This is a genomic window from Pseudomonas sp. PDM21, assembly GCF_014852505.2.
Lineage (GTDB): Bacteria > Pseudomonadota > Gammaproteobacteria > Pseudomonadales > Pseudomonadaceae > Pseudomonas.
The window spans coordinates 1,648,023-1,668,364 of the sequence record NZ_CM181223.1 but is presented as its reverse complement, the minus strand read 5'-3'; the positions used below and the strand labels follow the sequence as shown (position 1 = coordinate 1,668,364).

Annotated in this window: 18 protein-coding genes and 1 pseudogene; all 19 read left to right on the top strand. The window is 54.4% G+C overall.

All coding sequences use genetic code 11. From position 1 onward, the window contains the following. The first annotated feature begins 156 nt into the window (after positions 1-156). The 19 genes and pseudogenes from IB275_RS07925 to rfbC all read left to right on the top strand — a co-directional run bounded on the left by IB275_RS07925 (position 157) and on the right by rfbC (position 20,296). On the top strand, positions 157-603 hold the full coding sequence (locus IB275_RS07925; RefSeq protein WP_192289383.1) for a low molecular weight protein-tyrosine-phosphatase: 447 nt from the start codon (positions 157-159) through the stop codon (positions 601-603). Positions 604-622: 19 nt separating this feature from the next. Next, on the top strand, positions 623-2,869 hold the full coding sequence (locus IB275_RS07920) for a polysaccharide biosynthesis tyrosine autokinase (RefSeq protein WP_192290623.1): 2,247 nt from the start codon (positions 623-625) through the stop codon (positions 2,867-2,869). Positions 2,870-2,905: 36 nt separating this feature from the next. After that, positions 2,906-3,403, top strand: coding sequence for a transcription/translation regulatory transformer protein RfaH (gene rfaH, locus IB275_RS07915; RefSeq protein ID WP_192289385.1), 498 nt, complete (start codon positions 2,906-2,908; stop codon positions 3,401-3,403). Between the two features lie 174 nt (positions 3,404-3,577). Then, on the top strand, positions 3,578-4,903 hold the full coding sequence (locus tag IB275_RS07910) for a UDP-glucose dehydrogenase family protein (protein WP_192289387.1): 1,326 nt from the start codon (positions 3,578-3,580) through the stop codon (positions 4,901-4,903). Between the two features lie 35 nt (positions 4,904-4,938). Then, positions 4,939-6,237, top strand: a pseudogene (locus IB275_RS07905) (flippase). A 46-nt stretch (positions 6,238-6,283) separates the two neighbouring features. Continuing rightward, positions 6,284-7,444 (top strand): polysaccharide pyruvyl transferase family protein, encoded by a 1,161-nt coding sequence (locus tag IB275_RS07900; RefSeq protein WP_192290625.1) that lies wholly within the window; start codon positions 6,284-6,286, stop codon positions 7,442-7,444. Continuing rightward, positions 7,437-8,288, top strand: coding sequence for a glycosyltransferase family 2 protein (locus IB275_RS07895; protein WP_192289393.1), 852 nt, complete (start codon positions 7,437-7,439; stop codon positions 8,286-8,288). Before IB275_RS07900 ends, IB275_RS07895 begins: the two co-directional genes overlap by 8 nt. Further along, positions 8,288-9,715, top strand: a complete 1,428-nt coding sequence (locus IB275_RS07890; RefSeq protein ID WP_192289395.1) for a hypothetical protein — start codon at positions 8,288-8,290, stop codon at positions 9,713-9,715. Before IB275_RS07895 ends, IB275_RS07890 begins: the two co-directional genes overlap by 1 nt. Next, on the top strand, positions 9,642-10,085 hold the full coding sequence (locus IB275_RS07885; RefSeq protein ID WP_192289396.1) for an oligosaccharide biosynthesis protein Alg14: 444 nt from the start codon (positions 9,642-9,644) through the stop codon (positions 10,083-10,085). The genes IB275_RS07890 and IB275_RS07885 overlap by 74 nt, the downstream gene beginning before the upstream one ends. Continuing rightward, on the top strand, positions 10,082-10,576 hold the full coding sequence (locus tag IB275_RS07880) for a glycosyltransferase (RefSeq protein WP_192289398.1): 495 nt from the start codon (positions 10,082-10,084) through the stop codon (positions 10,574-10,576). Before IB275_RS07885 ends, IB275_RS07880 begins: the two co-directional genes overlap by 4 nt. Before the next feature lie 22 nt (positions 10,577-10,598). Further along, positions 10,599-12,014, top strand: coding sequence for an undecaprenyl-phosphate glucose phosphotransferase (locus IB275_RS07875; protein ID WP_192289400.1), 1,416 nt, complete (start codon positions 10,599-10,601; stop codon positions 12,012-12,014). Positions 12,015-12,190: 176 nt separating this feature from the next. Next, positions 12,191-13,297, top strand: a complete 1,107-nt coding sequence (locus IB275_RS07870; RefSeq protein WP_192289402.1) for a polysaccharide biosynthesis/export family protein — start codon at positions 12,191-12,193, stop codon at positions 13,295-13,297. A gap of 9 nt (positions 13,298-13,306) precedes the next feature. After that, positions 13,307-13,963, top strand: coding sequence for a YjbF family lipoprotein (locus IB275_RS07865; protein ID WP_192289404.1), 657 nt, complete (start codon positions 13,307-13,309; stop codon positions 13,961-13,963). Further along, positions 13,960-14,733, top strand: coding sequence for a capsule biosynthesis GfcC family protein (locus tag IB275_RS07860; protein WP_192289406.1), 774 nt, complete (start codon positions 13,960-13,962; stop codon positions 14,731-14,733). The genes IB275_RS07865 and IB275_RS07860 overlap by 4 nt, the downstream gene beginning before the upstream one ends. Next, entirely contained in the window at positions 14,730-16,829 is a 2,100-nt protein-coding gene (locus IB275_RS07855) for a YjbH domain-containing protein (protein WP_192289408.1), read from the top strand. The genes IB275_RS07860 and IB275_RS07855 overlap by 4 nt, the downstream gene beginning before the upstream one ends. Positions 16,830-16,909: 80 nt before the next feature. Continuing rightward, positions 16,910-17,968 carry a dTDP-glucose 4,6-dehydratase gene (gene rfbB / locus IB275_RS07850; protein WP_192289410.1) on the top strand — a complete coding sequence of 353 codons (1,059 nt, stop codon included), beginning with the start codon at positions 16,910-16,912 and terminating at the stop codon, positions 17,966-17,968. Further along, the gene (rfbD, locus tag IB275_RS07845; RefSeq protein WP_192289412.1) at positions 17,965-18,870 is read left to right on the top strand and encodes a dTDP-4-dehydrorhamnose reductase; all 906 of its coding nucleotides are present in this window, start codon (positions 17,965-17,967) and stop codon (positions 18,868-18,870) included. Before rfbB ends, rfbD begins: the two co-directional genes overlap by 4 nt. Next, positions 18,867-19,748 carry a glucose-1-phosphate thymidylyltransferase RfbA gene (rfbA, locus tag IB275_RS07840; protein ID WP_192289414.1) on the top strand — a complete coding sequence of 294 codons (882 nt, stop codon included), beginning with the start codon at positions 18,867-18,869 and terminating at the stop codon, positions 19,746-19,748. The genes rfbD and rfbA overlap by 4 nt, the downstream gene beginning before the upstream one ends. After that, positions 19,748-20,296, top strand: coding sequence for a dTDP-4-dehydrorhamnose 3,5-epimerase (gene rfbC / locus IB275_RS07835; protein ID WP_192289416.1), 549 nt, complete (start codon positions 19,748-19,750; stop codon positions 20,294-20,296). Before rfbA ends, rfbC begins: the two co-directional genes overlap by 1 nt. The last annotated feature ends 46 nt before the right edge of the window (positions 20,297-20,342 follow it).

The following is a 20,342-nucleotide window of genomic DNA, read 5'->3' as shown; positions in this document are numbered from 1 at the left end:
CCGCCCTCACCTGCGATTTGAAGGGATTCCCTTTAAGCCTCCTCAGAGAATTCCTAAAGCCCTCAAACGGGGGGGAACACGCATTGAATCGTTCTGACGCGCGGCTTAATTTTCGCGGCCCATAGGTAGCGATCAATCAACGCAGCGGTGGTCAGCGTGTTCAAGAACGTACTGGTTATCTGCGCAGGAAATATCTGCCGCAGCCCGACAGCTGAACATCTGCTTCAGCGCAATCTCGCCGGTACTGGCATCCGTGTCAGCTCTGCTGGCCTTACCGCTGTGGTGGGTCACCCGTTCGAGCGCAACGCTCTCGAGACCCTGCAGCGACATGACCAGCAGCCCTCTGAACATCAGGCACGGCAACTGACGCCGCAAATCCTAAAGGCTTCCGACCTCGTGCTGGTCATGGAGCGCCGGCAACTGCAGGACGTCATCCGGCTTTCACCGGCATCACGCGGTAAGACCTTCCTCTTGGGTAAATGGCAGAGCGAGCGGGAGATCCCCGATCCCTACCGCCAGTGTCCGGCAGCCTTCGAGCATGCGTACTCCCTGATCGAGGAAGGCGCTGATGCCTGGTCCCGCCGCCTCCAACCTCAACGCTGACTACTTCAAGAAGCCTCTCATGCAATACCCTCAAGCGCCCGCCCTTCCGCCGGCCGTCAGCGATGACGATGAAATCGACCTGCTCGCCCTGTTCGGCACCCTGATCGATCACAAGTGGCTGATCGCAGGCATCACGGCCGGCTTCATGCTCGTGGGCGCTGCCTATGCCGTGCTCAGCGCACCGATCTACCGCGCTACCGCGACCATCCAGGTAGAGCAGAAGAAGCCGGGTATTCCTGGACTCTCAGCGGACATGAGTGACTTGCTGGGCGCGCAGTCTCAGGCAGTCACCGAGATCCAACTCCTGACCTCGCGCAGCGTGATCGGAAAAGCCGTGGACGCGCTCAAGCTGGATATCGATATCCAGCCGTCGCTATTTCCGGTGATCGGCAACTTCCTGCAGCGCCGCTACACCCCGGAGCATGAAGGTGACGTGGCCACGTCTCTGCTGGGCATGAGCCACTTTGCCTGGGGCGGGGAGACCTTGAAGATCTTTCAGCTCGAAGTTCCCGACGCGCTACTCGAGAAGAACCTGAAACTCATCGCAGGCAAAAAGGGCAGATTCACCCTGTTCGATGATGACGACAACACCCTCGTTGAGGGGCAAGTCGGCCAGCTCGCCGAGCACAATGGCGTCAAGCTGCAGGTCGAAGCACTGAACGCGAACCCCGGAACGCGGTTCACGGTCGTCCGTGAGCGTCGCCTGAGCGCCACTCTCGATTATCAACAGGCTCTCAATGTCAGCGAGACAGGCAAGGAGTCTGGCATCCTCACCTTGTCAGTGGATGACGAAAAGCCGGCTCAGGCGCTCGCCGTCCTCAATGCCATCAGCCAACAGTACGTGCTGCAGAACGTTGAACGCGCCTCCGCCGAGGCCGCCTCCAGTCTTGACTTCCTGCGTGGCCAGCTGCCGGAAGTACGGCATGACCTGGAGCTGTCGGAAAACGCCCTGAGCGGTTATCAGGCCCGCGCCAAATCAGCGGACATCAGCCTGGAAACAAAGGCTCTGCTGGACCAGATAGTCGCGCTGGACACCAACATCTCCCAACTGAAGCTCCAGCAAGCTGAAATGGACCACAAGTTCACCCGCCAGCATCCGGCCTATCAGGCACTGATGCGGCAGATTGGCGAGTTGACCAGCAAGCAATCCGAGCTCGCCAAACGCGTAGAGGCCCTGCCAGAAACCCAGCAAGACCTTCTGCGCCTGACCCGCGACGTGCAAGTAAGCACCGCCATCTATACGCAAATGCTGAACAAGGCCCAGGAGCTCGATGTCATGCGGGCCGGCGCTGTCGGCAACGTACGCATCATCGATCCGGCCGATGTCGACGTCACCCTGCCGGTGAAGCCCAAGAAGATGTTGATTGTCGCTATCGCGACATTGCTCGGCCTGTTTGTCGCCATTGCTCTCGTGCTGCTGCGCAGGGCATTGAACCGTGGCATCGAGAATCCGGAAGCGATTGAACAGCTCGGACTCCCGGTGTATGCCTCGATTCCCTACAGCGCACTTCAGCAGTCGGAAGAACGCCAGCGAAACAAAGAGAACAAGAAACATAACGGCCCCTTCAATCCCGCCCCGCTGCTTGCGATAGACCACCCAACCGATCTCGCCGTGGAGTCTTTACGCAGCCTGCGCACGAGTCTCCACTTCGCCATGCTGGAGTCGGGCGACAACCGCCTGATGATCTCCGGTCCCAGCCCCTCGATAGGCAAGTCATTCATCTGTGCCAACCTGGCCGCAATCATTGCCCAAGCCGGGCAGAAAGTACTTTTGATTGATGTCGACATGCGCAAAGGCTATCTGCACAAGGTTATGGGAGTTAGAGAGCAACCGGGGCTTTCCGATCTGCTGATTCGAAGGTGCGAGTTCGATGATGCCGTTCAAGCAACGAAAGTGGAAAACCTCAGTGTCATCACCCGGGGGCAGATTCCACCCAACCCATCCGAACTGCTGATGCACCCAAACTTCACTGACCTGTTGGAGAGCGCCAGCAACCAGTATGACCTGGTCATTCTGGATACCCCTCCCCTTCTGGCGGTTACCGATGCGGCCATCGTGGGCCGCCAGGCAGGTACGAGCCTGATCGTAATCCGCTTCGGCCAGAACGCCCGCAGAGAGATCGAATTGACCGCTCGCCGTTTCGAGCAGAATGGAATCGAACTGAAGGGGGCGATATTCAATGGCGTCGAAAGGCGAGCAACGGACTACTACCGGAACGGGGTAAACAGTTCCTATCAGTATGAATACCTTTCAGACAAGAACTGACTGGTATCGCAGGATCAATGCCCCGCGGAGATCAAGATGGATGCGAAGCCTGATAAGCGCTGGTACCTGGTGCAATGCAAACCCAGGCAAGACTTCCGCGCTCTGGAACATCTGCAGAGCCAGGATTATAACTGTGTGCTGCCGAAGCATAGAGTTGAATATCTAAGAAAAGGGCAATGGCAAGTCCAGGAGGAACCCCTGTTTCCCGGTTATTTATTCATTGAACTGGATACGCTACACGACAACTGGATGCCCATCCGATCGACACGTGGCGTCAGTCATATTGTGCGCTTTGGCACAAAGCCACTGGCAGTTCCAGAAAGGGTTGTCGAACGGCTACGCCACATAGATAAGGCTTCCGAGTCGTCCATACAAGAAGGAGATAAGGTTCAGATCCTCTGGGGTGATGAACACTGGCTAGAAGCTATATTCCTGGCCCGCGACGGAACAGACAGAGTGCTACTGCTCCTGAAATTGCTACAGCAAGAATTTCAAATAAGCGTTCCGACCAAGGCTATCACCAAAGCCAGCTGACCAAAACCCTCACTGCCAAGCCACACCCATCCTATGTCTACGTCTCGGGAATTAAACGTAAAGAATCCCAGGGCGGCAGCGTGCCTAAACGATGTCTGGCCACTTCCAGATCAAGCCAGCGATCCAGCGTACTTACTCACTTTAAAATTATTCACCGATATCAAGAGACAGCAAATGAAAGTAACCATATATGGGGTAGGCTATGTTGGTCTTGTTCAGGGAGCGGTACTGGCAGAGGTAGGCCATGATGTGCTCTGTGTGGACATCGATGAAAGCAAAGTAAGTGATTTGAAAGAAGGACATATTCCAATCTACGAACCCGGCTTGGAATGCCTCGTAAAGAATAACTTCCAAAAAGGCAACCTCAAATTCACCGCAAACCAACAGGAAGGTGTAGATCACGGTGGCATCCAGTTCATTGCCGTTGGAACACCGCCGGATGAGGATGGATCTGCTGACCTTAAATATGTGCTAGCTGTTGCGAAAAGCATCGCAAGCCACATGTCAACGTCGAAGATTATCGTAAACAAGTCGACGGTCCCCGTAGGAACGGCGGACAAAGTCAGGCAGGTCGTTCAGGCAGAGCTCAACCGGCGAGAGAAGCACAATCTTGATTTCGATGTGATTTCCAACCCGGAATTCCTGAAAGAGGGCTCTGCCGTTACGGACTGCATGCGCCCGGACCGCATCGTTATCGGCACATCCTGCTCGGCGTCAGAATCGATAATGCGGGAACTCTACGCCCCCTTCAATCGAAACCATGAAAAGATAGTCGCCATGGATGTGCGCAGTGCAGAACTGACTAAATATGCAGCCAACTGCCTACTGGCCACAAAAATCAGTTTCATGAACGAAATTGCAGGGCTTTCTGAACTACTCGGTGCTGATATCGAGATGGTACGGCACGGAATAGGATCTGACCCGAGAATCGGCTACCAGTTTATTTACCCAGGCGCCGGCTATGGAGGTTCCTGTTTCCCGAAGGATGTACAAGCCCTGATTCGCACTGCCGAATCACTGGACTTTGACGCCGGCATACTTAAGTCGGTTGAAAAAAGAAACAAAGAACAGAAAAAAGTAGTCTTCAGAAAAATACACGAATTCTTTAACGGCCAAATAAGCGGCCGAACATTTGCGCTATGGGGGCTCTCTTTCAAACCCAACACAGATGACATGCGCGAAGCGCCAAGTCGTATTCTTATCGAGGCACTCTGGGCAGCAGGCGCCTCCGTACGAGCTTATGATCCTGAAGCAATGAACGAGGCCCGCCGAATTTACCGAGACGATAAAAACCTAGTACTTTGCGAAGACAAATACGCAACCCTGAAAGGGGCAGATGCACTCATAGTCATCACAGAGTGGCCCGAATTCAAAGCACCGGACTTTGAGAAGATAACAAGCAAGCTGTCGACCCCAGCAATATTTGACGGCAGAAATATTTACTGCAAAACAGAACTAGAAAAACTTGGAATCTCATATGTATCCATAGGAAGAAAATAACGCGCCGCACTCCGTTCAGTAGGCATCACACCATAATGAGAACCCGGCTAACTACCACATTGATATCCAACTCGGCCTGGGCACTACTGGATCAAGTGCTCAGGCTTCTGGCAGGAATACTGGTCGGAATCTACACAGCCCGCTATCTTGGACCGAATGACTTTGGGATATATAACTACTGCCTTTCCATCGCAACGATCTGCATTACGTTGTCGCGTCTCGGAATGGACTCAATCCTAGTAAGAGAACTAGTATCAACCCCCAACCAAAAAGACTCCCTGCTGAGCACCGCCTATATTCTTGTGCTGTGCTCAGGAACACTGATTTGCGCGCTATCAACAACTGCACTATATCTTCTCGAGGACTCTAAAGAACTCAAAATTTTCATTCTTACAATATCATTGGCACCCATACTATCCTCACTCTCCATCATAGACTTTTATAACCAATCACAACTTAAAACACGAACATCAACAATCTGCAAGACCCTTACCCTATTAATATCTTCAGCAATAAAATTAGCCCTGATACACTGAAAAACTCCCACCCACTTCTTTATTTTGTCAATTCTCTTTGACCAGGCGCTACTCTCCGCTTTTTTGCTCATCCTCTTCCGAAACTCCTCAAGCCTGAGATTGCTTTCCTGCTTCAGCAAGGAAACCGCAAATAGGTTACTGCGCAGTTCCCTACCTATGGTCCTCGCCTCAATCGCTGCACTTTTGTACACGCGAATCGATCAATTCATGATCCGTGGACTTATGGGGCTCGACGCATTGGGAGTTTACTCAAGCGCAGCCAAGTTATATGAGGCATGGGTAGTTTTTCCTTTTGCACTAAGCATCTCTTTGATACCGGCAATTACAAGACTTAAAACAGGAGATCCTGAAAAATACACAAAACGACTTACTCAACTTTTCAGGGTAGTTACCTGGGGAAGCATCTGTATTTCAGCCATTTCCATCCTGTTCGCCGACTCCATAATCAAACTGGCTTTTGGGAATGAATACTCAAACGCCGCGATGCCATTCAAGCTTCTGATGGCGGCATCCGTATTTACTGCCATTGGTTCCGTTACGGCTCGCTACTTGAGCATTGAGCACATGGAGAAGAAGATAGTAATACGATCAGGCATAGGCGCCCTGCTGAAAGTCATGCTGAACCTCGTTCTAATCCCGAGCTTTGGATTATCCGGAGCTGCAGCCTCCACCTTAGTATGCGCCTTAACAGTCAATATTCTTCTGGATTGGACAGATAGAGACCTGATGCGCCTCAGAAAAATAAAGAAAAATATTATCTGGCCAATAGGCAACCCCACAGGACCACTTCAAAAATGACCACCTACCACATCCTAGGGCCTTTGACAGGCATAACTACGGCGACATCCTCTTCCCGATCATACATACCCGATTTATTAGGCGGTCATGCCCAAGCGCTGAAGTACGCTACTACTCCGTGCGAGAGTATTCTTCAGAACAGTATGGCGGCGTCAGCAACAGTTCCATACGAAGCCTTTTATCATCACAACAAGAAGCAGAAGACCGAATAATAATCAGTGGCGGCGAGGTGTTGCCGACCGACTGGATTACAATGACAGGACACATCTCAAGCAGTACAACCTACAACACCCTCAGGGCATTAAAACTTGCCATTGGAACTAAGCTTTCGAACAAGATAATCCAACGCATTACAGGCCAAAAAAACGATTTCCCCTACATAATCCCACGATCTGCAACCTCGGCAAAAATTTTCTACACAGCCGTCGGTGGGGCAAATTTCTCCAACCCTAGGAACAAACACCAACTCCTAAAAATTGCGTGCGACCTCAAGCAGTCCGACGAGGTTACTGTACGCGACAAGTTAACACAATCCAACCTAATAAGCGCCGGAGTCAACTGCAAGCTAATACCTGACACGGCACTGATCATGTCAAACCACTTCGACTTGAGAGAACTGAAAGAGCGCAACTGGAAATCCAAAATAGAGAAGTCACAGCTTTTCCCGGAAGATAACTACTTCGTATTTCAGGCCGCAAATCGTTATATCCAATCGGAAATAGACAACATCGTCCGACAGTTAATTTTCATCCAGGAAACGTCGGGAAAAGCAATTCTTCTGCTTCCAATTGGCAGAGCTACCGGGCATGAAGACCATATTGTCTTATTTGAAATATTCAAACGTATACGTGAAAAGAACCCAAGCGTCTATTTCCAGAACAGTCCACACATCCTCGACATCATGGCGTCACTGGCAATGTCCAAAGGATATATAGGAACCAGTCTTCACGGAGCCATAACTGCCTACTCCTATGGAGTTAAAGTTTGTGGAATCAATACTAGAAAAGTCAGGAAACTGGGCTCATTCCTCGAAACCTGGATGTTGGAAAACGACTTCAAATCCGTTGCCTCACTCGATTTCTCGGATGCGTTCCTGGGCCTCACGTCAACTGGCCACAAAATCACAGGAAAAGCTGAACTTACGGAACAAAAGAAATTGATTGAGACCACCTTGAAAAACTACATACAAGCGAATAGCCATGAATAATCACCCGCGCATTCTTATTTGCCTGGTAAACTTTAACTCCATTGAGGACTCAGTGTTATTTCTTGAAAATTTCTCAAACTTTCCCAATCAAGAAAACACCACCCTGATATTTCATGATAACGATTCAAAAATCTGCACTAGCGAAAACAAGAAAATATTCCAAGAAGCCGCCAAGAGACTAAACCTGAACATCAACATCCTTTTCTCCTCATGCGCCCAGAACCTTGGATACTTGGGCGGATTTCGTTACGCCTTAACACATGACGACATTGCAGTCGAAGACTACGATTTCATCTGCCTGAGCAATCCCGACATCGAATTTGACTCAAATAAATTATCGACAAGCCTCGCCCCCAAAAAATCTGACACCTATGCCATCATTGCACCAAGGATTGTTTCAAAGCTAAGTAGCCATGAACAAAACCCTTATCTCTCCAAAAAGCCACCAAGAATAAAAGTTATATTTTTCTCCATACTTTTCAAGTCATCTTTAGCAACTGGAATCTACCGATTACTAATGAGCAAAGTTAGAAAATCACTCAGTACCGGGCGCATCAGGGCGACATCCACTTCACCTAGGGATATTTACGCCGGCCACGGATCATTTGTTATATTTACGAGAACCTTCTTCAGCAGAAAAGTTTCTCTATCGATGAGCAACTTCCTGTTTTGCGAAGAGAACTACCTCGGCCACAAAGTCCAAGAAAGCAAACTAAAGACCCTCTATGCTCCGGATATAGAGGTCATGCACCGCGAACACTCGAGCACGAAAATCTTCCCTAGCAAGACTATCTGCACCCACCTCGCCGACGCTCACGCTACAGCAGCCAAACAATATTATTAATGCGCAACTCAAAACTCCTGCTCAGTTTTGTCTCGGCGACATTCATCATATTCTTCTCGTTCTTTGACTTTCGCCTTGGACTTGCTACTTTACTGGCAGCTCTGCTCATCAGCACCCTAGACAGAAACTATAAACCACTCCTTATATTTCTCCTGATCGGACTACTGTTATTCAAGAACATACTTACATCTTCTCTGTCCTACCATTTCGAAAACGAACTCACCAAAATATCACTCACAATAAACCAAGGCCTGGATTTCATTCTGTGCGTAACCGCACTCATCTACCTTTCTGCCGCTCGCCCCAAGCTACTAATTCCTTCAAAAAGATTTTTACTATACATCCTTTCAATATTTTTCTGCTATGCGACCGCACTACTCAAAGTAGATATATCATCAGCAACCATCAGCCTAAGGATGCTTCTCTATCCGCTGGCTCTCTATCTGACGGGGCGAATCACCATCAGCCTTGGCGTTAAAAAAGATGATATATTCCAGACCTTCGTATCATTTGGGGTAATTTCAGTAATATTCATAGCATTCGAAGTATCCTTCCCAGATCTTGTCTACGAGATAACCGGCGCACACCAGTACATCTCCTTAAAGCTTGGCTTGCCATTCCCCTTGTCTGCTGAGCAGTTGGTACAACGAAATACACGATATCTATTCAATTCTGAACTCCTCAAGAACATAAGCATGCTGAGACCCTTGGGCACGTTGCTACATCCGATCTCCCTTGGTTATCTCCTCTCATTCTGCTCACTTCTCCTGATCTCGAAAGGCAAGGTAATAACTCCAATAGTCTTGATGTTAGGAATAGCTATCCTGGGGACCAAAGGACCATTACTGACTTGGTTCATCTGCGTGCTCCTCTACTGGATCCCGCATAAAGGGAAGCATGAAAACCGCATATTCATAACTTCACTCATTCTTCTACTCACAACATACGTGGCCACAACCTTTTCCTTGGGGCTATCTTCAGGCAATCCACATATGGTGAAGCTTCTTTGGGCTATCGGACAACTACCCAGCGTCCTGTTCGGACGAGGCCTTGGCTCAGCGGGCGTTCAGAGCTCCATTGCTAGCGGCAGCGACGAAGTAGGGTTCAGCGATACAGGGCTGGGAGTTCTGATCGGGCAGTTCGGAATCTTCTCAATTTTAATCTACCTATTCTACTTATCGCTTGCCACTGCTGGAATCACATCAAGAGACACGTCGGAACGAATGATTTCACTCTTTGTTATCTGCGTACTCGCAAACAGCATCTTTCAAGAGGAAGGTTTCTCGCCCTACTCGCTGGGAATAGGTTTGTTTTATCTGGGCTCGTGCTCGCTCACAAAATGGAAACACAAGCGTGAAGAAGATAGCTTTAGTCGCCAGCAACGGTGGCCACTGGATTCAACTGTTAAAAATAACGGAAAATCTTAGCAAGGACTACTCGACAATAAGAATATCGACATCCAGCAAGAACTCAGCTGACGGAAGTTTCTATCTCATCCCTGACTTTTCCGGATTCTCTCCCTTTGCCTTTCTTAGAACACTGGCCCATGGTGTCCGGATACTGAAGAGCAACACTCCAACTACAGCCGTAATTTCAACTGGCGCCCTGCCAGGCTTGGCAGTCTGCCTTGCTGCAAGAATTCTCGGAGTAAAGTCGATCTGGATTGACTCGATCGCCAACGTCACCAAACTTTCCTTATCCGGAAGACTTGCGAAGCACATTTGCAGCAAAACGTACAGTCAATGGCCTCACCTGTGCGATGGGAAGTTAGTATTTTATAGCGGACGAATACTATGAAGATCTTTGTGACAGTTGGAACACAACTCCCCTTCCCCAGGTTGATTAAACGTATCGATGAACTAGCCTCCTCACCTCAGGGAGCGAGCTTTTATTTTTCAGCGCAAGTAGGTAATGACCCTGAGCCCTACAATACTATTCAGACCAAGTCATTTCTAGATGAAGAGGAATACGATCTAGCACTTAAAGACTGCGACCTTATTATATCGCACGCCGGCATGGGGACGTTGCTGTCCGCCAAGGAACGAAATATCCCCCTGCTGATAGTTCCGCGAGACCATCTACTCCACGAGCATCGAAACTCGCATCAGGCCGATACAGCAAGATGGCTTGAGCAAGAGCATATCTGCCGGATAATCTGGGACGTTTCCGAGTTAACCATTGATTTTCTAAAAAGATTCATAGGCACTCGAAGCTCTCATTCAGATGTCATTGACCGCACCAATCGAGACCGACTGCTTCGCGCAATTGAACTCGACATTCAATCCTAATTAGTAAATTTCGGATCTGATAATGAACAGACGAGATAGAGGAATTTTACGCCCGCATCAGGCCAGTATTTCAGTTTTGCAGAGGCTACTGGACCTGATGGTAATCTTCTTAGGTATGACTGTCGTGCTCACTTCCAATGGCACGCCGTGGGACTACGCCTCGGCTATTGCTACTTTGTCATCCCTGGTCATCTTCTATCTGCTCAGCGACTTCGCCCAGTTGTATACCTCATGGCGGGGAGAAAGAACACAGACAGAACTACGTAGGGTTTGCAGTGTCTGGACGATAAGCGTCACCGGTGTCGTCTTGATCGATTACCTCGTCCCCAGGTTCACGCTCCTTGATGCCGCTGGCCAATTTCAGTGGTTTTCTCTCGTGCTGGGAGGGCTTAGTGGATACCGCGTTCTACTGCGCCTTGCGTTGCACGCCCTGCGTCGCCGCGGCTTCAATACTCGCTCGGTTGCCATCGCTGGCGCAGGTACGCTAGGGAAACGCCTGGGATCCAGTATTGCCAATGCGCCATGGATGGGACTTGAACTCGTCGGTTTTTACGATGACACGCGGTTGGAGCCAGTCGGCCTCGGATATCGAAAAGTGAAGTTGCCTGTATCAGGCGTGTTGGAAGATCTCGTCGAAAGGGCACGCTCAGGTGAACTGGACAGGATCTACATCACCTTGCCGATGCGTAGTGAGTCCCGCATTAAGTGGTTGGTTCAGCAGTTAAGCGACACAACGGCGTCTGTGCATATCATCCCTGATGTATTCATCTTCAACCTGCTCCACGCCCGTACGCAGAACATCGATGGCATCCCCACCATCAGCATCTTCGACAGCCCCATGGTCGGCGTCGGTGCGTGGGTGAAACGCCTGGAAGACATAGCACTTTCCTCGCTCATTCTGTGCCTGATTGCCCTCCCCATGTTGTTGATCTCTGCGGCGGTGAAGCTCACCTCGGCCGGACCGGTGCTCTTCAGGCAGAAGCGCTACGGCATCGACGGCTGCTCCATCGAAGTCTGGAAGTTCCGCAGTATGCGGGTGATGGAAAACGGGGCAACGGTAACTCAAGCGACGCGCAACGATAGCCGCATCACCCCGGTTGGAGCCTTCCTGCGCCGCACCTCTCTGGACGAGCTTCCGCAGTTCATCAACGTGCTCTTGGGCGATATGTCCATCGTGGGCCCGCGCCCTCATGCGATAGCCCACAACGAGGAATATCGCGGGCAGATCAGCAGCTACATGCTGCGCCACAAAGTCAAACCGGGCATCACCGGATGGGCCCAGGTCAACGGCTGGCGCGGCGAGACGGATACCCTGGAGAAGATGCAGAAGCGGGTCGAGTTCGACCTCGCCTACATCAATAACTGGTCACTCTGGTGGGACCTGAAGATTGTCTTCCTGACCCTGTTCAAGGGGTTCGTGCACCAGAACGCCTACTAGTCATAAGCGCCCTCAGTTAAAGAATTCCCTGTCGCACCTCGCCATCCTTTTCCTACATCCGCCTCCAAGTCCCATTGCTAACCTGCGCAGCCTCCTGACCGCCCCCACCCGAGCCAGGAATACCGACGCTGAAAGGTTCCCGCGTCATCCTCTTCATCTCTCCCGTGTAGCCTTCCATGATCCGTTCACTGTCTGTTGCTGTCCTGTCCGCCCTCGTGCTTCAGGGGTGCATGTTTTCCCCTGGCCAGAATCTGGCTACAGGGCGATTGATGCAGGAGGATTCGGCCGAATCCAGCCGTATCCAACTGGTGCAGATCACGCCGAAGCTGCTCATCGTGGAGGCCGCAACGCAGCAGCATGAGCAGGTTCCACCCGAACTGCTGGCTTATGCGCCGGAAAGCTATCGAATAGGTGCCGGTGACCTGCTCTACATCACCGTGTGGGACCATCCGGAGCTGACCTCGCCAGCCGGGCAGCAACAGCAGATCGACGCCAACGGCCGCCTGGTGCGCCCCGACGGCACGCTGTTCTATCCCTATGTTGGACAGATCAAGGTGGGAGGCCGGACGATCGAGGAAGTTCGCCACCACATCAGCGAGGCGCTGGCCGATTACATCGAGCAACCGCAGGTCGACATTGCCGTGATGCGCTATGCCAGCCAGCGCGTGGTGCTCAATGGCGCTTTCTTGAAGGCAGGACAGCAACCCATTACCGCAACGCCCCTGACATTGATGGAGGCAATCGGAGCCGCCGAACTGGACACGGCCAACGCGGACCTCTCCGGGCTGACGCTGCAGCGCAGCCAGCAGATTTATCGCCTGAACCTGGATGCTCTCAATACCGCACTGGGTTCAGACCTGTACAACCTGTACCTGAAGGACGGTGATCGCATCTACCTGCCCTACAACGACCGCAAGAAGGTCTATCTGATGGGCGAGGTCAACGCACCACGCGCCCTGACCTTCAAGACCCGCGAGATGAACCTGGCCGATGCTCTGGGCAGCGTCGGCGGCCTGAACCAGACCACCGCCAACGGCAAGGCCGTCTATGTCATTCGTGGCGTGGAGAACCTGGAAACCGAGCGCGCCACGGTGTTCCAGCTCGACGCAAACTCTCCGACCGCGTTCATCCTCGCCCAGCAGTTCCAGCTGCGGCCTCAGGATGTTGTGTACGTTGGCCCGGCAGGGGTCACCCGCTGGAACCGGCTGATCAGCCAACTGGTGCCCTCCGCCGGCATGGTCGGCACCGGCTCAACCGTACAGCGCAACCTCAACAACAACTGATCCGGCGCCATGACTGCCCTTCGTCTGATCATGCTCGCCGCATCGGCTGCTTCAGTGAGCGCCTGCAACCCATTGATGCAGGGCTCCCTCGATACATTGGGCGCCAGTCTGCACCGCCCTGCTGGTCTGGAAGTCACGCAGGCTCAGGTCGACTCCCTCCCCTACTACCAGATCCAGGTCACCACCGAGTTTGGCTCGGCGGTGATGGCGCTGGTGCGCGTGCAGGGCAAGCTGCAGTACTGGCGGGCCAACTCCAACCAGCTATTGCTACTGGAGGATGGCGTCATCGTACGCACTCTCGGTTTCCCGAATGATCTCCTGGGGACACGTTTGGCCGCGGGCTCGCCCTTCCCTCGTGAGTTGCAGCGCGTTGCAGACGGGCAGCCGAGTCATCGCTGGATCGACCTCGCTTCGAGCATGCAGTTCGACATCCCCCTCAGCGGGGCTTTCCACCCAGCCGGCATCGAGACGGTCCGCATCCTCGAGCGGGACTACACCCTGCTGCGCATCGATGAAGTCCTGAAATCTCCGATCGCGGGCATGTCTTCGACCAACCACTACTGGGTCGACCCGCAAGACGGCTTCGTCATGCAGAGCCGCCAGCAGGTCACGCCAATCCTGAGCGTCACCCTCACCCAGCTGCGGCCACTGCGGGGGCAACCATGAAGCTTGCGCCAATCGGCTGTCTGCTGCTGGGTCTTGTTCTCGGCAACACGCTGCTTGCCAGTACCCGCATAGAAGTGCTGGGGGCGGTGCCCGCTCCCGGGGAAAAGGAAATTGCTGAAGGCCTGCGCCTGGGCGATCTGATAAGCCAGTTGCGCGTCGACCCGCTGGGCTACTGGCTTGGCGCGTCCTGGCAAAGCGACAGCTTGAAGCAGGGCCAACAACGCCTGAAGGCAGGCGTCCTGTTCGACCTGATCCAGATCGAACGTCTCGCAATGCTTCAGAACGAGCCAGGGCTTGCCGCCGCAGCCCAGCGACTGAATGAGCAGGTGAGCCGACTTCCGATCACCGGACGACGCTTGTACCGGCTCGATCCCTTGGCTGTCGAACTGAACGCCCTGCACTCCCCCAAGCTTCAGGGCGGCGACCGACTGATATTCCCGCCGCGGCCGGACAGCATTCGTGTCACCGGCGCGGTGTCGAACGACTGCAAACTCCCATTCGCCCCGCTGCAACAGGCCTACCGGTATGCGCAACAGTGCCCCGCCCTGGCGGAGGCCGACCCGGACTACCTCTATCTGATCCAGCCCGACGGGCAGGTTTCCCGCCTGGGCAGAGCTCTGTGGAATCGCGAGGAAACCGCTCCTCCAGCCCCTGGCGCCATCCTGCTGATCCCCCTGGATGCCACACGAGTGGATGCGATCGCCGCTGACCTGAACAGTGAACTGGCCAGGTTCATCGCTACTCAGCCGTTATCCATGGAGTTGCCATGAACTGCCGTCACGGACTCTGCCTGCTGCTGGCGGGCGCGAGCCTGGCAGGTGCCGAGCCACGCTACACCCAGAACGATTTCGGCGGAGTAGGCCTGCTACAGACGCCGACCGCGCGCATGGCGCCAGCAGGCGAAATCAGCATCAACGCCAACCGTACCGATCCGTACTCGCGCTACAGCTTCTCGCTGCAACCTTTCGATTGGATGGAGGGCACTTTCCGCTATACGTCGATCAGCAACCGCCAGTACGGCGCGAACGACTTCAGTGGCGACCAGAGCTACAAGGACAAGGCCTTCGACGTCAAATTCCGTCTGCTTCAGGAAAATCGCTGGGCACCGGAAATAGCTTTGGGTGGCAGGGACATCGGCGGAACGGGGCTGTTCTCCAGTGAATATTTGGTCGGCAGCAAACGCGTCGGCGATCTGGATTTCAGCCTGGGACTAGCCTGGGGCTACATAGGGAACCGTGGCGAGTTGAATAATCCACTGGGCTGGATTGACGACCGATTCAGGAGCCGCCCCGCGCCAACGGGCACGGTCGATTCCGCGGGCTCGGTAAATTCGAATTCCTACTTCCGCGGCCGCCCCGCTCTCTTCGGCGGCATCCACTGGCAGACGCCCTGGAAGCCGCTGTCCTTCAAGCTCGAGTACGACGGCAACGACTATCAGCATGAACCGCTGGACGACAACCAGAAGCAGAGCTCGCCCTTCAACATCGGCATGGTCTTCAAGGCCACCGATGCTATCGACCTGACTGCTGCGTTCGAGCGCGGCAACACTGCTATGTTCGGCATTACCCTGCACACCAACTTCACCACCCGTACCGCGCCGGCTAAGGTGAACGATCCCGCTCCCGAAGCCTTGATACAGCGGGTTGGTCAGAAACCAACCGAAGCGACTGACTGGGCCGACGTCTCCCGCCGTCTGGAAGCAAACGCCGGTTACAAGGTGGATCGCATTACCCGGAAGAACCGCGAAGTCGTGGTCTACGGCGAACAGACCCGCTACCTCTACACGCCCGAAGCGGTCGGGCGTGCGGCGCGTATTCTCGACAACAGCACCAGCGACGATGTCCGATGGTTCACCGTCGTCGATACGCGCTACGGCCAGCCTGTCGTCGAAACCAGCGTACCGCGCCGGATGTTCGAGGATGTGGCCAACCAGGAACGACCACTGGAAGACCTGCGCCGCACTACCGAGCAGAACACCCCACTGCCACAGCAGGAGCAGATGCTCTATCAGCAGAAACCCGCCCCACTCACCTACAACGTTGGCCTGGGCTATAACCAGAGCATCGGCGGTCCCAACGACTTTCTTCTCTATCAGATCACCACCGACCTCGACAGCGAGTACCGCTTCACATCCAGCCTATGGGCGAACGGCCTGCTCAGCGTCAATCTGTTCAACAACTTCGACAACTTCACCTACGACGCTCCCAGCAACCTGCCGCGCGTACGCACCGACATTCGCCAATACATGACGACCTCCAACGTCATGCTGCAAAGCTTCCAGCTGAATAAGACCGCACGGCTCGACCAGGATCTCTACGCCATGGTCTACGGCGGCTACCTGGAAAGCATGTTCGCCGGTGTCGGTGGCGAACTGCTGTACCGGCCGTTGGGTGAAGACTGGGCACTGGGCGCCAACCTAGATCTGGTGCGCCAACGCGAGTTCGACCAGCATTTCGGTCTGCGCGACTATCAGGTGGCGACTGGCTTCGTCACCCTCTACTGGCAGACCGGTTTCCAGGACATCCTGGCCACCGTCAGCGCCGGCCGCTACCTGGCGCGCGACTGGGGCGGCACCCTCGATATGTCCCGCCAGTTCAGCAACGGCGTGCGCTTCGGCGCCTGGGTCACGCTGACGACCGCCGACAAGGAAGCCTACGGGGAAGGCAGTTTCGACAAGGGCATGTACGTGTCGATCCCCTTCGATGAACTGATGAGCAGTTCCACCATGCGCCGTGCCAACCTGACCTGGGACCCACTGACCCGCGACGGCGGCGCAAGGCTCAATCACGACTACTCGCTGTATGACCTCACGGACGGGCGGGACCAGGTCATGTTCCAGAACCTCTTCGGCAGGATCGTGGAATGAGTTGCTCCCTCCGATTGAGTGCCACTCCGCGGCGGGCAGTCGCAGCAGCTTTCGCCTAACCACGCAACAGGATCTACTCCATGACGATTCTAGTCACCGGAAGCGCCGGCTTTATCGGCTCCAACTTCGTGCTCGACTGGCTGGCAGCTCATAACGAGCCTGTCGTCAGTCTCGACAAGCTGACTTACGCGGGAAACCGCCAGAATCTCGAAAGCCTGAAAAACGATCCCCGGCATCTCTTCATCAAAGGAGATATCGGCGACGCGGCGCTGATCGAGCAAATAGTGCAAGCACATCGCCCCCGCGCCATTCTCCATTTCGCTGCGGAGTCCCATGTCGATCGCTCGATCCACGGCCCGGATGAATTCATTCAGACCAATATCGTCGGCTCATTCAGGCTGCTGGAGTGCACACGTGCTTACTGGCAACGACTCTCCGGCAATGAACAGGCGACCTTCCGCTTCCTGCATGTTTCCACGGATGAAGTTTACGGTTCCTTGATGCCAAAGGCGCCGGCATTCACCGAACAGCATCGCTACGAACCCAACAGCCCTTACGCAGCTTCCAAGGCTGCGTCCGATCATCTGGTACGCGCCTATCACCACACCTATGGGCTGCCCGTCCTGACGACCAACTGCTCGAACAACTATGGGCCCTATCACTTCCCGGAGAAGCTGATCCCGCTGGTCATTCACAACGCCTTGGCGGCGAAGCCCTTGCCGATCTATGGGGACGGCCAGCAAGTCAGGGACTGGCTGTACGTGAAGGACCATTGCAGTGCCATACGGCGTGTCCTGGAGGCGGGCGTGCCGGGTGAGACCTACAACATCGGCGGCTGGAACGAAAAAGCCAACATCGACGTGGTACAGACGCTCTGCGACATCCTCGATCAGGAGCACCCAAGACACGACGGCCAGAGCTATCGCCAACAGATTGCGTTCGTCAAGGATCGCCCAGGTCATGACCGCCGCTATGCCATCGACGCCACCCGGCTGGAGCGGGAGCTCGGCTGGAAACCGGCAGAGACCTTCGAAACCGGCATTCGAAAAACGGTTCGCTGGTACCTCGAGAATCAGGCCTGGGTAACCAGCATCACCAGCGGAGCGTACAGCGACTGGATCGGCAGGCAATACATATGAAAAGGATTCTTTTATTCGGCGCCAACGGCCAGGTCGGCTGGGAACTGCAGCGCGCCCTGGCTCCGCTCGGCATGCTCATCTCCTGTGATCGGGCAATGGCTGATCTGAACGACATCAAGGCCGTGGACAACCTGATCGCCAAGATCCGTCCTCAGTTCATCGTCAACGCCGCTGCCTACACTGCCGTGGATAAGGCCGAATCTGACGAGGCTGGCGCGCGCCGTATTAACAGCGAAGCCGTCCAGGCAATGGCAGTCGCCGCCGCAAAATCGAATGCCTGGCTGGTGCATTACTCCACCGATTACGTCTTCAGCGGCGACGGGAATTCTCCCTACGCCGAAACGGACGTGACTGGCCCCCGGAATATCTACGGCCGAACCAAGTTGGACGGCGAGGAGACGATTCGAGCCAGTGGCTGCCGGCACCTCATTTTCCGCACCAGTTGGGTGTATGCGGCCCGAGGGAACAACTTCGCGAAAACGATCCTGCGGCTCGCTGGTGAACGCACCGAACTCAAAGTGATAGCCGATCAAGTGGGTGCCCCCACCAGCGCCGAGCTGATCGCGGACATCACGGCACTGGTACTCGCGCGACTAAGCCAGGAATCGCAGCTGAACGATAAAGCCAGCGGTACCTATCACCTGGTCGCCGGGGGCGAAACCACTTGGTACGGATTTGCGCAGTTCATCGTGAAACAAGCATTGCAACTGGGCGTTGCCCTGACTTGCCCAGCAGACCAGGTGTTACCGATCAGTACTGCGGAGTACCCACTACCGGCTCACCGACCTGCCAACTCACGGCTGTCGACACGCAAGCTGCAGAGCACTTTCGGCGTGGCACTGCCTGAATGGCAACACCACGCGCAACGCCTGATTCACGAATTAGCAGGGGCCATCCAATGACACGCAAGGGCATCATTCTCGCCGGCGGTTCAGGCACACGCCTGCACCCCGCCACATTGGCCATTTCCAAGCAGCTGCTGCCGGTTTATGACAAGCCAATGATCTACTACCCCCTCACGACACTGATGCTGGCAGGGATACGAGACATTCTGATCATCTCCACGCCACAAGACACTCCACGCTTCGAACAGCTGCTCGGCGATGGCAACAAGTGGGGACTGAGCCTGCAGTACGCCGTGCAACCCTCCCCCGACGGCCTTGCACAGGCCTTCCTGATAGGCGAGCAGTTCATTGGACAAGATCGCTGCGCACTGGTGCTGGGCGACAACATCTTCCACGGCCATGACTTCCCCGAGTTGTTGCGCAACGCAACGCAACAGGAGACCGGCGCCAGCGTGTTCGCCTACCACGTCCAGGACCCGGAGCGTTATGGCGTCGTGGAGTTCGACTCGACCGGCAAAGCCATGAGCCTGGAAGAGAAGCCCCGCGCCCCCAAATCCAACTACGCCGTGACCGGTCTGTACTTCTACGACAATCGAGTCGTGGACATCGCCAAGAGCATCAAGCCGTCCGCCCGCGGAGAGCTGGAGATCACCGACCTGAATCGCTGCTATCTGGAATCTGGCGACCTGAAGGTGAAAATCATGGGGCGCGGTTATGCCTGGCTGGATACCGGTACCCATGACTCCTTGCTCGAAGCCAGCCATTTCATCGCCACACTTGAGCATCGTCAGGGGCTGAAAGTTGCCTGCCCGGAGGAAGTTGCTTTCCGTCATAAATGGATTGATGCCGAAACGCTGGAAAAGCTGGCGGAACCTCTGTGCAAGAACGACTACGGCAAGTACCTGAAGCACCTGCTTAAAGAGGCTGTTTACTGATGAGAGCAACTCCACTGGCACTTCCGGAGGTCTTCAAGATCGAACCCAGGGTCTTCGGCGACGACCGAGGGTTCTTCTTCGAAAGCTTCAACCACAGACACTTCGAAGAGGCCATCGGCCGCCGGGTGCAATTCGTTCAGGACAATCATTCCCGATCCGCGAAACGCGTGCTGCGTGGATTGCACTATCAGATACAGCAGCCACAAGGAAAGCTGGTGAGGGTTGTCAGCGGTACGGTGTTCGACGTCGCCGTCGACCTGCGTCGCTCCTCGCCCAACTTCGGCCGATGGGCAGGTGCAGTGCTCAGTGCCGAAAACAAACACCAGCTGTGGATGCCCGAAGGATTCGGCCACGGATTCATCGTCATGAGCGACTCAGCGGAGTTTCTGTACAAGACCACCGACTATTACGCTCCCCAGCATGAGCGTTGCATCCGCTGGGACGACCCCGACCTGAAGATCGATTGGCCGTTGGAGGAGAAGATGCCCCTTCTCTCGGCCAAGGACCTGGAGGGCAAGCTTCTGGTCGACGCTGAAACCTACGCCTAGACAAACAGCATGGCTCTCAGGGCAATCGTCATTGAACAAGTCATGT